Source organism: Bacillus sp. 1780r2a1 (assembly GCA_024134725.1).
Taxonomy (GTDB): domain Bacteria; phylum Bacillota; class Bacilli; order Bacillales; family Bacillaceae_H; genus Priestia; species Priestia aryabhattai_A.
The window spans coordinates 2353051-2365832 of record CP099863.1; the positions used below are offsets into that span (position 1 = coordinate 2353051).

General features: G+C 37.9%; 16 protein-coding genes. 5 read left to right on the forward strand and 11 right to left on the reverse strand.

Annotation, left to right across the window (positions count from 1 at the left end; all coding sequences use genetic code 11):
* Positions 1-25: 25 nt before the first annotated feature.
* Positions 26-850, reverse strand: coding sequence for a thermonuclease family protein (locus NIZ91_11935; GenBank protein USY53467.1), 825 nt, complete (start codon positions 848-850; stop codon positions 26-28).
* A 65-nt stretch (positions 851-915) separates the two neighbouring features.
* Positions 916-1494: an HAD-IA family hydrolase gene (locus NIZ91_11940; GenBank protein ID USY53468.1), complete on the reverse strand. Its 579-nt coding sequence runs from the start codon at positions 1492-1494 to the stop codon at positions 916-918.
* 226 nt (positions 1495-1720) lie between these two features.
* Here NIZ91_11940 and NIZ91_11945 point away from each other — a divergent pair, with 226 nt between their 5' ends.
* Entirely contained in the window at positions 1721-2053 is a 333-nt protein-coding gene (locus tag NIZ91_11945) for a helix-turn-helix domain-containing protein (protein ID USY53469.1), read from the forward strand.
* Positions 2054-2236: 183 nt separating this feature from the next.
* Entirely contained in the window at positions 2237-2593 is a 357-nt protein-coding gene (locus NIZ91_11950; GenBank protein USY53470.1) for a hypothetical protein, read from the forward strand.
* A 138-nt stretch (positions 2594-2731) separates the two neighbouring features.
* On the opposite strand, the gene brnQ is transcribed toward NIZ91_11950, so the two are convergent.
* The 6 genes from brnQ to NIZ91_11980 all read right to left on the reverse strand — a co-directional run bounded on the left by brnQ (position 2732) and on the right by NIZ91_11980 (position 7386).
* Positions 2732-4036 (reverse strand): branched-chain amino acid transport system II carrier protein, encoded by a 1305-nt coding sequence (gene brnQ, locus NIZ91_11955; GenBank protein ID USY53471.1) that lies wholly within the window; start codon positions 4034-4036, stop codon positions 2732-2734.
* A 152-nt stretch (positions 4037-4188) separates the two neighbouring features.
* The gene (locus NIZ91_11960) at positions 4189-5199 is read right to left on the reverse strand and encodes a hypothetical protein (protein ID USY53472.1); all 1011 of its coding nucleotides are present in this window, start codon (positions 5197-5199) and stop codon (positions 4189-4191) included.
* A gap of 340 nt (positions 5200-5539) precedes the next feature.
* Complete coding sequence (locus NIZ91_11965) at positions 5540-5884, reverse strand: DUF1048 domain-containing protein (protein ID USY53473.1); 345 nt, start codon at positions 5882-5884, stop codon at positions 5540-5542.
* A gap of 1 nt (position 5885) precedes the next feature.
* On the reverse strand, positions 5886-6224 hold the full coding sequence (locus NIZ91_11970; GenBank protein ID USY53474.1) for a PadR family transcriptional regulator: 339 nt from the start codon (positions 6222-6224) through the stop codon (positions 5886-5888).
* Between the two features lie 175 nt (positions 6225-6399).
* Positions 6400-6822 carry a GNAT family N-acetyltransferase gene (locus tag NIZ91_11975; GenBank protein USY57159.1) on the reverse strand — a complete coding sequence of 141 codons (423 nt, stop codon included), beginning with the start codon at positions 6820-6822 and terminating at the stop codon, positions 6400-6402.
* 159 nt (positions 6823-6981) lie between these two features.
* Positions 6982-7386 carry a hypothetical protein gene (locus tag NIZ91_11980; protein ID USY53475.1) on the reverse strand — a complete coding sequence of 135 codons (405 nt, stop codon included), beginning with the start codon at positions 7384-7386 and terminating at the stop codon, positions 6982-6984.
* A gap of 352 nt (positions 7387-7738) precedes the next feature.
* Between NIZ91_11980 and NIZ91_11985 the strand changes: the two genes are divergently transcribed.
* The 3 genes from NIZ91_11985 to NIZ91_11995 all read left to right on the forward strand — a co-directional run bounded on the left by NIZ91_11985 (position 7739) and on the right by NIZ91_11995 (position 9374).
* Positions 7739-8233: a hypothetical protein gene (locus tag NIZ91_11985; GenBank protein USY53476.1), complete on the forward strand. Its 495-nt coding sequence runs from the start codon at positions 7739-7741 to the stop codon at positions 8231-8233.
* A gap of 288 nt (positions 8234-8521) precedes the next feature.
* Complete coding sequence (locus NIZ91_11990) at positions 8522-9088, forward strand: hypothetical protein (GenBank protein USY53477.1); 567 nt, start codon at positions 8522-8524, stop codon at positions 9086-9088.
* Positions 9075-9374, forward strand: a complete 300-nt coding sequence (locus NIZ91_11995) for a hypothetical protein (GenBank protein USY53478.1) — start codon at positions 9075-9077, stop codon at positions 9372-9374. The genes NIZ91_11990 and NIZ91_11995 overlap by 14 nt, the downstream gene beginning before the upstream one ends.
* Before the next feature lie 56 nt (positions 9375-9430).
* Here the strand turns inward: NIZ91_11995 and NIZ91_12000 are convergent, their stop codons facing one another.
* From NIZ91_12000 to NIZ91_12010, 3 genes are all read right to left on the reverse strand, one after another.
* Entirely contained in the window at positions 9431-10663 is a 1233-nt protein-coding gene (locus NIZ91_12000; GenBank protein USY53479.1) for an aminopeptidase, read from the reverse strand.
* 141 nt (positions 10664-10804) lie between these two features.
* Positions 10805-11416: an AmiS/UreI family transporter gene (locus tag NIZ91_12005; GenBank protein USY53480.1), complete on the reverse strand. Its 612-nt coding sequence runs from the start codon at positions 11414-11416 to the stop codon at positions 10805-10807.
* A 134-nt stretch (positions 11417-11550) separates the two neighbouring features.
* Positions 11551-12732, reverse strand: coding sequence for a NupC/NupG family nucleoside CNT transporter (locus NIZ91_12010; GenBank protein USY53481.1), 1182 nt, complete (start codon positions 12730-12732; stop codon positions 11551-11553).
* Positions 12733-12782: the final 50 nt, after the last annotated feature.

The following is a 12782-nucleotide window of genomic DNA, read 5'->3' on the forward strand; positions in this document are numbered from 1 at the left end:
TAAAAACAATCTAATGTTAGCATCATCAATTCTTCGACTGACGATACCCTGCTTTCTCTGCTTCTTCTTCCGTACAGAACCACTGCACGTTGTTCATCTTCTGGTCATAGTGTGCACCAGTTGGGACGTGGTAAATCTTTGAATTTTTGTTGCCTTTAATTTTATTTTCACAGCGCTCGGTTAGCTCCGCTGATTCGTCTTCTTCTTTTTCTTTTATACCTCTGGCTACTTCAGAGTTATAGCCTTTTTCTTCTACATAGTTTTCAATGCTCCAGATGCCCAGCTTGTTTTTTCGAGCTTGGTCCTGCGTTTTACGAAATTCGTCCACGTATTTCGTATTGGGAGGAAAGACCGCTACGCGTGCCAGACCTTTTGCCACAAGCTCTTCATTAAACAACTTGCTGTCTATCCATATGTACGCAAGCAAACGACCGTAGCGATCGCGCTCTTCTGCATCAAACTCAAGCGTGACCTCTTGGTTTGTTAAATGCTCAGTCGTGTAGTCAGATGCTTCTGGTCCAAACGGTTGAACCTTCAGCTGCGGATGCTTTGTTTCAGGGGTGTCTACGAGAATGAGGCGTACCGTTTCTTCCTTCCCATTTAAAAGTTCTACTTTGACTGTATCACCGTCAACTACTCGCGTAACAGTAGCTGCGACTCCAATAACACCTTCACGTTTCAGTGAAGACTCCACTGCATTTTCATCCCCGGACTGATTTACATTTGTTTCTTCCGCTGCCGGCTGCGTTGCTTTCTTTTCATTTGACTCACTTGTTTGCGTTCCACACCCGCTTAGAACGGCGAGCATCAAAATCAAAAGTAAGCCAAACATCTTTTGTAACCTATTCACTTCATTCCACCTCTTACTTTTACTTCCATTTATGCATAAAAAACAAAAAACTCGCGAATCGCTTATCACGAGTTTTTGTCTATAACTTTGTTAAAAAATTGATCGTATGACGTTAAATGATAGTCTGCTTCAAGCGTATCGTTTTGAAAAGCACACGTTTTAATGCCAAGCTCACGCGCAGGCTTTAAATCTAACTCACGGTCACCAATAACCAAATCAAGATGATATTTATCGTGAAGATACGCATAAGCTCCTGTATCCGGCTTACGCTTGTATCCATCGTCTTTTGTAATGATTTCTGTAAAATAGTCTTCCATCCCAAAGTACGCTAAAATAGCGAGAGTGGACTCGCGTGATTTATGCGTTACAATCACGTTTTTATCCGCCCACTTTAGTACATCTTCTACATGAGGAAACGCAGGCTTGTCTTCAGGACTTAGCTGATGCTCAAGCACATGGAAGTTTTCATCAAAAACTGACTTTTCTACGTTAAAGTGTTTGATTGCAACTTCCGACGAAATCTTCATTTGTTTTAAGATTTCAGCTTCTGTAACGGATTCGTCTTTTACAAGCTTTTTAAATGCTTTTACTATTGTTGGATATGTATCAAAAATGGTACCATCAAAGTCCCATAAAATGTTCATCGTGTCAGCCTCTCCTTTTCAAAACCGTTCTAATCATACCAGACTTTTGGCTCCTTGTCATTTGAATTTCGAATTCGTTTTTAATTATCACTTTTTTGTCATTTTCGTTTTTTAACTTTGGTTATTCGCTTTTAGAAAATAATGTTGTGGATGCAACCAATTTTCAATTACAATAGAAGAAACATCTCGGTTTTACATACAGTTACCTTTTAAAGGAGGAGCTACGTTGAATACGAAAGAAGACGAACGCTTACTAGCCCAATCGCTGTTAGCCAAAGGAATGAAACCAAAAGACATTGCCGATCAGCTTCATGTTCATATCTCAACGATTTACAACTGGAAAAAAGAAATGACTGTTAAAAACGAAAGCCGAAAAAACTTTAATAATTTTGTTTCGAAAACTAAAAAAGAAATGAAAACCGAATCGAAAAACGACAAACGTACGATAGATCTTCAACAAGAAAACCAAGCATTAAAACAAAAAGTACGAGATTTAGAAAATATTATTGCTGATTTAGCAATCAAGCTCAAACGAGAAAATAAAGAATGGCTGAAGTAATAAAGTGAGTGTTAGCTTAGCTTTAGTAAAATCTAGCCTAGAAATCTCCAGTATTATCTCTTGATTTGAATAGTTGGCTCTGTTGCATTAATGCTAGCTTAGTTGAAGAAGAACTACGAATGCATCCCTTTGCTTTCTTCTTGCAAGTCGCACCAATAAATACGCATGAAATGAGGTGATGTAATGTTGCCAGAAACAATCAGAATACAAGGGTTCACAAGAGAAAATAGATATAAAATGATTGATTATGCCGTTAGCAGCATATCAAAATGTGCTGGCTGGGTTACAAATCATACAATGTATTCAAACAAAGTAATTGTTATCAACTTTGAAATAGAAATTAGAGGTGTTAGACAGTTACTGCAGTTATTAAATCAAAATGGACTTTCGTTGTTTGAAGAAAGCAATAAAATAATTCATCATTTTCCAGAGGACTATGTTGCAAATAACCCAAAGAAAGAAATAATAGGTTCAATAAATATTACATTTATAAACGACGAACCAAGCACAAGAAATCACATTCCAGCTATTCCAGGATAAACCTCTCCCTGCTTCACTCTTCGGATTCTAATCAAAGATTTAATAAGAAAATGAAAAGAGGACATAAGGTCGTGTACGGACCTTATGTCCTCTTTTTCGATACTTCTCCATTCTCATTTGAACAAAATATTCTGACAATTAAGGTAAACGAGAAGGATTTTTTGTTTTGGGAATAAATAATAAACCAATCACAACGCCAATCACTGCTGGTACAACCCATCCTAACCCTTGAGCATGTAAAGGTAACCAAGCAAATATCGATGGCATTCCTATTGATACAAGCCCATCGTATACGCTAACGATTCCTGTCAATAAAAGCGTCGTAATATAGATCACGTTTGACTCTTGAAAATAAGAGTGGAAAAACGAAAGCACAACAAGCATGATCGTTAACGGATAAATCATAGTCAGTACCGGAATGGACAGAGAAATGATTTGATTAAGTCCCACATTTGTTAGCAGTAAACTCACAATCGTTAGTACTGTAACAATTTTCTGATAAGAAACTCCTGGCAAGACGCTTGTAAAATACTGAGCGCACGCTGTAATTAGCCCAACACACGTTGTAAAGCAAGCAACTCCTACAGTAGCTCCTAATAGAATAACACCCGCTGCTCCGTAAAACTGCTCTGCCGCTGCTGTTAAAAGCTCTCCTCCGTTTTGGAACGTAGACGTACTTCCCATTCTCGCTCCTAATACACCGATGAGTATGTACACGCTACATAAGGCAATGCCGGCAATGACACCTGTTTTAATCGTTGTGTTCATGATGGCCTTTTTCTCGGTAATGCCTTTGGCTTTAATTGCCGTAATTACTACAATCCCAAACGCTAATGAAGCGATGGTATCCATCGTTAAATACCCTTCCATAAAGCCTGTAAAAAACGGGGCATTTTCATATTTTTCTGTTACATTACCGAAGGATGGTTCAAGGTTAAACAACCCTGCAAAACCAATTAAAGCAATTGTCAGTAATAAAAAGGGAGTTAATAAACTGCCGATTCGATCTACAATCTTTGCTGGATTTAAGCTAAGCCAATATACAAGTGCAAAAAAGACGATTGAAAAAAGCACTAGAGAAACTCCACCTACGTTCGCGCCTAAAAATGGTGCTAGTCCCATCTCATAAGCTACATTTGCACCGCGCGGAATGCCCATAAACGGCCCAATCATTAAATATAATATGGTTGTAAAAATAAGTCCAAATAGTGGGTGAACCCTGCCGCTTAGTGCTTGAACTCCGTTATCTACTGTAGAAATCGCAATCACACCTAATATCGGCAGTCCTACTCCTGTTAAAACAAAGCCAATCATCGCTGGCCAAAATGCTTCTCCTGCTTCCTGTCCTAAAAAAGGCGGGAAAATTAGATTTCCAGCTCCAAAAAACAACGCAAACAGCATGAAACCAATTACGATAATGTCTTTAACAGTTAATTGTTTCATTTCGTTATATGCTCCTTTTACACAATAAAACTCGTCTATCGAATGAGACGAGTGTATTGTCGAAAAATGTAGATATTTCATACACAAAGAGTAATTCTAACGAACAACCTTAGAACTGTCAATACGTATATTGTTATTTTTCAAAAAATTCGTTACGAACTACCGCATCCGCTGCCACAGCTGGAACTTGAACAGCTTGAGCCTCCGCTATCTCCCCCACTGTCAAAGGACGAGTCATTGCTGTCATGACCACCGTGCCCGTGCTTATGGTGAGAATCCTCCGTTGGCGTGGAACAAGCATAGCCGCTGGAGTATGTGCCACTATCTGATGCTTCTGGCCTCTTCATCAACATACCCATATGGTAGCCAAAGTCTTCAGCTTCATATAAGGAATAAAAAATAAAGGCTTGAAACAGCGTAACTTCTGTTACTTTCTTTGACTTTTTAGAAAACGGCTCTTGCTTAGCATTTTGCTTCAAGTGTTCAGCTTGCTTAATTTCTCCTTTTAATTGGCGAATAAGCGCTTTCTTAAGCTCATCCCACTCATCAGAAGGTGTAAAGTATTTATCAATCAGTTTTTCTTCGGACAATTGGTGAAAGTCTGTCAATATAGAACGTGGAATGGGATGTTGAAAAAACCTTCCCCATAAAAGGCGACTGTTATCCTTTACATCAAACAAATGCGTGTAAACCCAGTCAAAGAACGCACGCTTTCCTGGCTCAGAGCTTGCTTCACTGTTCGTATTGGGCTGATGGTGTAAGAATCGACTATAAAACCCTTTGGTAAAACGCTCATAGTCCATCGTAAACATAATCATTTCGTGCCATATATCATCTACTTTTGAGCTAAACATGGGCACATTTTTAATAACAGCATTCATTAAAAAGTATCGTTTAAGTTCAAAAGTTGCCCACTCAATTTCATGAGGCTTCATTCCGTGCTCTTTTGCTACCCTTTCCTTCACCTGTTCCATGTATGAAGTAGATAAAGAGCGTTCGAAACTCTCTTCGAGCGCAGCTCCTTTTTCACCATAACGGATACCAAGATGGTCTGGCACTTCTCGGTCATAAAGAACTGAGCGCTTCGGCTTTTGGCTATTGGTTGATTTTACAATAATAATTACAGCAATAATAACCGCTGCTACAATAATTAGAACTCCCACTTTTATTTTCTCTCTCCTCACTCTTCAATCTCTATCGTGTACCTTTATTGTATATTTTACCATATATTACACATACCAAAGCAACCATCTTTTTGGCATAAGAGCTATAATAAAATATAGTAAAATATGGGTATCTCACTCTAAGTTTATCACAGGTACAATACTTTCAAAACAAACAACCATCAATCAACTTACCAACAGTGTTCCTCCTATCTACCAAAGTAAGTTTAAATAATGGTAGCCTAGGCATTTAAAATTGATCGCTGAACTCTATGGATTTATACACAAAAACGCTCGGATGGAACACCCCAGCGCTTTGTATTTCTTATTTTAACTACGTTTATTCACCACGGCTAATGGTATCGTTCAACTTTTTTCGGTATTTATCCTTCCACGTTTGCTCATCATGAACAAGATCATCACAAAAAGCAGCTACGTCCTTGCCTGTTAGATCCGTTACTCTTTTTCCTTCTGCTGCTCCTTCTTCAAAAAGGTCGATAATCCCGCCAAAGATACGTCGGTTTCCTTCCCAATCTGTCGGACCCCCACCAGCTGTCCACATGTATTTTTGAATAGCTTTATAAGCGTTTCGATACTCAGTTGGAAGTGCTTTTGCACGAGATTCCATTGCTCTCCATTCCCTTTTTTCATCCAAACTTCCAATAATTTTCTCAAAGAAATTCATTTTACTTACCTCCTTTTATGCTTCTTGCTCTTAATTCAGTCATTCTGCTCGATACGAAGTCCCATTTCGCCCAAAATTCTTCAAGTCGCTTCTGTCCCTCTTCATTGAGTGTATAAAATTTTCGAGGTGGTCCCATAGTGGACGGTTTTTTCTCAATATCCACCAGCTTATTTTTTTCAAGCCGCATCGTAATGGTATATACTGTCCCTTCGACTACATCAGTGAAGCCAAGCTGACGCAAGTGCTGCGTAATTTCATACCCGTATGTTTCGCCTCGGCTGATAATTTCAAGGACACAGCCTTCAAGCACCCCTTTTAGCATTTCTGTGATATTTTCCAACCTCTCAGCCTCCAGTTACTTACTTTTGTACTTCAATGGATAATGCTTTTATAAAACACCTTATGAAAATCAACTAATAAGTATTACTAACTACCAGTATATAGTATCACAGAATAGTTATTTGTCAAGAAACACCCCCGCCCTTCTTTTTTGAAGAAGAGCGAATGGAAATCAGCTATTTTTCTTTTGAAATGACCGTAAACATCCCGGTCATGCTTGGAGAGTAGTTTTTGAAATCGTATTTTTCGTAAAAACTTTCTTTACCTTGTGATGCAAATAAACCGATAAATGCTTTATCCGGAGCATTCTGTTTTAAATAGCTAAACAATAGGTTCATAATATCTTTGGCGATTCCTTTATTCTGGTAATCTGGATGAACCACTATATCTTGAATATAAAAGTAGATAGCACCGTCACCAACAATTCGTCCCATGCCTATAATTTGTTCATGGTCGTAGGCTATAATGCAGTGAATAGAATTTGTTAAAGAAGTTTTCACTACCTCAAAGTTCATATAATTAGTCCACCCTACAGCCTCACACAAATATTTGTATTCTTCCAATGTTGGAGCGCTATTTTTCAACTCATACTTTCTCACCATATGTCCTCCTAACCTGCTATTTCAACAAGTCTATACATTCGACAGCATTTTGTTTCTTCCTTTCACATCATGAATTTTCCTTTAGCTAAGTAAAATTATAAAAAAGACCAAATCGTTGTGATTTGGTCTTCTACTTGCTATTTACGCTTAAACGCTTTATTCTTCAGGGATTTCATCAACCTCTTCAACTTTCACAATACCGTTTGTACTAAACTCTAAATCAAAGTATGCTTTGACGATATCACCTTTTTCAAGCCCTTTTGGCAGCGGTTCGTTTACCTTTGCTTCTAAAAATGAAATACCAGTACCTTCTTTTGTTGTTCCATAGTAGCGTCCATCTTCTACTTTATCAATTGTAATATAGTAAACTCTGTATTTACGCTCTTCTTTATCACCTTTTATTTTTTCATTAACCGTTTCTTGCGCTGGCAATTTATCTAACGTTTCTTCAGCTTGCTTGGCAGTTGGCGTTGTTCCTCGATTCGTAAACTGTACGACAAGTAGGCCTAAACAAACCACAAGTAAAATAAGTAATATAATTTTCTTTACTCCTAAAGACAAAATGTGTGCCTCCTTACACCTTTATGTATATCGTGATCATGTTGCACAAAAGTGATTATACACGATAACGACTCAAAAATATGTGTAAAATTTGTAACATAATCAAAATATGAGAAAGTACCTATGTAAACACTTAACCATAGATTACCATAAAACTCCTGCTTAAAACGTACTATTTTGTTATTTTATCGTTGCTAATGCAAGGTTTTATAGTTATCTAACGTATCTAACTAAAATTATTGGATAAAGAAGGATTGTCTGGTTTTCTTGTCGAACCTATACATAAATTGTAATCATATTGTTACTTGACGTCACGTAATATGCTTTTTGAAGTGAAAAGGGAGGGACCGAAATGAACTTACTAATCATCAGCTTTTTAGCAGCAGCTGTTCTTGCACTGCTAGCAAGCCTTTGGTTTCTAAAAACGAGCCCACGCTCCGATGACCAAAATGTTCATAAGCCTATCGTTTCAGTTACTGGGCAAGTAAAATCAGCAGAAGGAATTGATCAGGTTGCTATTTCAAAAATTGAAATGTATGAAGAACATTTATTAATTAATCAAGTAGCCATGATTCCTCTTCAACGTATTCAGCGTGCTGAATTTGTCAAGCACGTCAAAAATGAAAAAGGCGCTAAAGGCTCACCTGTACAACGTTATTTTGGAGAACTGACAATCCATTTTACAGATAAAAATGGAGCGGAAGCGTCAATTGTTTGCAGCACGCCGAAAAAGAATCAGTTCCACCATATCTATCAATATGATGTAATGAAAAAAGCAGTTAACAAAGCGTTAGGTATTGAAGATTTACAAAATCATCTCGCATTCCGCGAGCCGTACGAACTATAATCTGGTATTTTTTCCTATTTGTATCATAAACCTCCTTTTATTGCACAAGCTATATCCTATACATACCCAAACCAAGGAGGTTTTCACCATCGATCTAATTCAATTCCTAAAGTACTTTTGTTCCTTCGCCGGAGCAGGATGCTTAGCCTTTACGTATTATCATATGTTTAAAGGAAATAAAAAAGAAGACAAAGAAAGCAGTACGGATTGAGTACTGCTTTTTTTCGATTATTCATTTGTTTAAGTATGGTAGAATAAATATACCCTACACTGAACGGAGCGCTGCAAATGGATATTTATGATTATTTAGACCTACTGCAAAAAGATATACAGGCTTTCCCTATAGAGGAAATTGAACAGCGTTATTTTGACATTTGTACACAGCTTTGCGGAACTGATCTTGTAAAAGCTATTCAGTTCGTTTCGCTAAAAGACTACCAACAGTCACTACAAGATCTCTTGACTCAAGGTTTAACAACTGCACATTCTGCAAGTGCCAAAGCCATTTACTTTGAATACGATTTAGATAATAATTGGAACAGTACGCTTTTTATCTTTGAAAATTACAGTCCACTTGAAGAAGATGATGATGAGTGGGCATGCGAGTGGATTGATGAAATAAATGGACCAAGCCTAGAGTCGTTTGGCAAACTATACGAATCTCATGGCTTCGACGATACAAACGAAGCCATAGGCTCCACACTTTATCTCGTTGTACGGACAGTGTTAGCATACATGAGAGCATACCATGAGGTGAATGCTTCGGCTATAGTGAACGTTTGTATTGGATTTCATGATCAAGATCCGGTGATGAGAATTAATGAAGCTGGCGTTTTATACTATGAATCATTATGAGTTTTCATCTCAAAATTTACATATTCTTATTACGCTTGCTATAAATCAAAAAATTCCCCATAAAGCGTTGGTCGATTGGTGCTCTTTCTACATATATGAAGCAGATAAAGAGGATGATCAAGTTCTATTGTTAGATGATAAAGCAAGAACTGTAATGCTAGATATAGACGCTCAGTGGGAGTTGTTTCTCACAAATACATTCACGGTATCTGAGTTACAAACTCTTAACTTAGACTTGATTAAACTGCCAGTTCAATGGCTAGAAGACTGGCTAGAAAAGCTTTAATTTGTCTAGTATACCAAAACAAAACCACACCTATAAACGGTGTGGTTTTGTTTTTATTAAAACGCCCAGTTCCCTTTTCTAAACACAGGCTCGCTTGTACCGTCGGCTTTGATGCCGTCGATGTCCATTTCAGCTGAGCCAATCATGAAGTCAACGTGGGTGATGCTGTCGTTTGCTCCATTTTCAGCTAGTTCGTCTTTTGACATCTTTTTCCCGCCTTCTAAGCAGAAGGAATAAGCACTGCCGATTGCCAGATGGTTGGATGCATTTTCATCAAACAATGTGTTGTAGAAGATAATATCTGATTGCGAAATTGGTGAGTTATGTGGCACTAGCGCTACTTCACCTAGATATTTTGCTCCTTCATCTGTATCAATAAGCTGTTTAAGCGTTTCTTCTCCGTGCTCTGCTTTAACACCTGTAATTTTACCGTTCTCAAACGTGAGGGTAAAGTTCTCAATAAGATTACCTGCATAGCTCAGTGGCTTTGTGCTTGTCACTTGACCGTTCACGCCGTCTTTTTTTGGAACAGTGAATACTTCTTCTGTCGGCATATTTGCCATAAAGTCATGTCCCTTTTCGTTTACGCTGCCTGCACCTACCCAAATGTGCTTTTCAGGTAGCTCAATTGTTAAATCTGTACCCGGTGCTTTATAGTGTAATTTTGCAAAGTGCTTTTCGTTTAGAATATCTACTTTTTCATGTAGATTATCGTTATGCTTTGTCCAAGCTGCTACTGGGTTTTCTTGATCCACACGTACTGCTTTAAAAATAGCTTCCCATAGCTTTTCTTCTTGCTGATCTTCGGGTGCGTCTGGGAATACCTTTGCTGCCCATTCTTTTGATGGTACTGCTACAATTGACCAGCTAATTTTGTCAGACTGAATAGCTTCTCTGAACTTTTTCATCGCTTGACCACTCACGCGTTGGAACGTTGCAATACGCTTCCCATCAACGCCTTTTAATAGATCTGGACTGCTTGAAATAACGGATAAAACCGCTCCACCGTTTTCTACAAGTGCTTCGCGTTCTTGAACTCGCCATGCTGGAAATTCTTCAAAAACTTCATCAGCTGCTTTTTCATACTTTAAGCGAACAAGATAGTCATCTTTAAAATCAACGTCTACTGATTTTGCACCAGCTTCGTACGCTTTTTTAGCAATTTCACGTACGAACGATGCTGAAGCAACGTCAGCAGAAATATGTAAAACTTGCCCTGGTTGAATATTAACGCCAACCTTAACCGCTAGCTCAGCGTATTTTTCAATATTACGTTCAAAATTTAACATAATCTGTCCCCTTTACTAAAAAATTCTTCCACTATTATTTTAGCATAAACGAAGAGCGCAATGATAATATTTACGTTGTTAGTTTACATAATAAAATTACAGAAAATAAAAAAACCTAATCACACCGATTAGGTTTTTTTATTATTTCATGAGCACGCGTCGCTCGTTAAAGAAGAGCTTATAGCCTAGGTAGATAAAATATAAAATAGAAGCCGAAAGCACAGCAATCCACATGTAATAGAGACCTTCTGCTCCCCATACGCCTGTTAAGTTGAAGAGTGCCGGGATCGTAAGCGTAACCCACGACTGAACAACGGCAACTTTTCCCACATATTCTGTAATATCTCGCTCCTGCGTGTTGATAAAGTAAAATAAAAACCAAAGAAATGCCCACAGCAACCAAGTTAAGCCGTTTACAACGTCGCCATACCTTGTAAAGGCGATTGTCATATAAACAAGCGCTAAAATCGATACCCAAAGCGAATAATAGCCAAGGCCTGTACCTTCCATTCCTTTGATAACGGTTACACCAACGTACAAATACGTTAAGCCAAATAAGAAAATAGCGGCTTTTTCGTAAAGCACCCAGTTTGTTTGATCTGAAACAATAATTAAATAAAACGGCGCAATCATTTGAAAGACGCCGACAAACAGGTTAAAAACCCCGACGTTTTTGTCGTTTGCTTTTCCTAAAAGCATCAGTCCGTTTAAAAAAAGCGCGGCTCCTGATAGTAATAATCCAATGCTGTCCATGTTATCGTAAAGAATACTAGATTCTTTACTACCTCCTTTACATGTGCTCGAAGTATTGTATGGTTCTTATCTTTCCACAAAAGAAAAAAGCAATCCTGCCCGCAGCAGAAATGCTTTTTTCTTCTTCATTTGTTTTATAAAATAAAGCTTACAATAATAGCTGATAATACACTTACTAACGTTGCACCGTACAATAAGCGTAAACCAAAGCGAGCCACCGTGTTTCCTTGTTTTTCACTTAAGCCTTTAACAGCTCCAGAAATAATACCGATTGAAGAGAAGTTTGCGAATGATACTAAGAATACTGAGACAATCCCTAGCGTACGCTCACTAAACTGTCCAGACATATCTGCTAAGTTCATCATTGCTACAAACTCGTTCGTTACAAGCTTTGTTGCCATAATTCCACCAGCAGCTACCACTTCTGAACCTGGAATACCCATAATAAACGCAAATGGTGCGAACACATAGCCAAGAATTTCTTGGAATGAAATTCCGATTACCATTTCAAAAACGTTGTTAATGGCTGCGATTAGGGCAACGAAGCCAATAAGCATTGCTCCTACAATGATGGCTACTTTAAATCCATCCATGATATATTCGCCAATCATTTCAAAGAACGTTTGTTTTTCTTCATCTTGCACTTCTAAAATATCTTCATCTGCGCTTACTGTATACGGATTAATAATGGACGCGATGATAAAACCACCAAATAAGTTGATAACGATTGCTGTTACTACGTATTTCGGCTCAATCATCGTCATATAAGCACCAACAATTGACATGGACACCGTTGACATTGCGGACGCACATAACGTATATAAGCGGTTTGGTGGTAATTTATCCAGCTGTTTCTTTACTGTGATAAAAACCTCTGATTGACCTACAATGGCAGAAGCTACTGCATTGTAAGATTCCAATCTTCCCATCCCATTAATTTTACTTAACACAAGACCAATACCTTTCATGATAAAAGGTAAAATCTTAAAGTGCTGTAGAATCCCAATTAATACCGAGATAAATACGATTGGAAGCAGAACCGTTAAGAAAAATGGCGCCGTTCCTTCGTTCGCTAAGCCACCAAATACAAATTCAATTCCTTCAGCAGCATATTCCAATAATTTATTAAACGTTGTTGCAATGGCATCAATGATGATAAAACCAAACTTTGTGTTTAATAGAAGCATTGAAAGTAGTAGCTGAAGTACAACCATAATAAGGATTGGCTTATACTTAATCCCTTTTTTATTGTTACTTGCTAAAAATGCTAAACCAAACACAATTAATAACCCTAGTATTCCAATTAAGTATTGCATGTAATAGACTCCCCACTAGTTGTATAAATTCCCATTTAAATCCTACTTAT

Bases quoted from the DNA above. Each gene is read 5' to 3' on its own strand.
- NIZ91_12010 (USY53481.1), bottom strand. From the start codon at position 12,732: ATGCAATACTTAATTGGAATACTAGGGTTATTAATTGTGTTTGGTTTA.
- NIZ91_11985 (USY53476.1), top strand. From the start codon at position 7,739: ATGAACTTACTAATCATCAGCTTTTTAGCAGCAGCTGTTCTTGCACTG.
- NIZ91_11965 (USY53473.1), bottom strand. From the start codon at position 5,884: ATGAATTTCTTTGAGAAAATTATTGGAAGTTTGGATGAAAAAAGGGAA.
- NIZ91_12005 (USY53480.1), bottom strand. From the start codon at position 11,416: ATGGACAGCATTGGATTATTACTATCAGGAGCCGCGCTTTTTTTAAAC.
- NIZ91_11990 (USY53477.1), top strand. From the start codon at position 8,522: ATGGATATTTATGATTATTTAGACCTACTGCAAAAAGATATACAGGCT.
- brnQ (USY53471.1), bottom strand. From the start codon at position 4,036: ATGAAACAATTAACTGTTAAAGACATTATCGTAATTGGTTTCATGCTG.
- NIZ91_11940 (USY53468.1), bottom strand. From the start codon at position 1,494: ATGAACATTTTATGGGACTTTGATGGTACCATTTTTGATACATATCCA.
- NIZ91_12000 (USY53479.1), bottom strand. From the start codon at position 10,663: ATGTTAAATTTTGAACGTAATATTGAAAAATACGCTGAGCTAGCGGTT.
- NIZ91_11950 (USY53470.1), top strand. From the start codon at position 2,237: ATGTTGCCAGAAACAATCAGAATACAAGGGTTCACAAGAGAAAATAGA.
- NIZ91_11995 (USY53478.1), top strand. From the start codon at position 9,075: ATGAATCATTATGAGTTTTCATCTCAAAATTTACATATTCTTATTACG.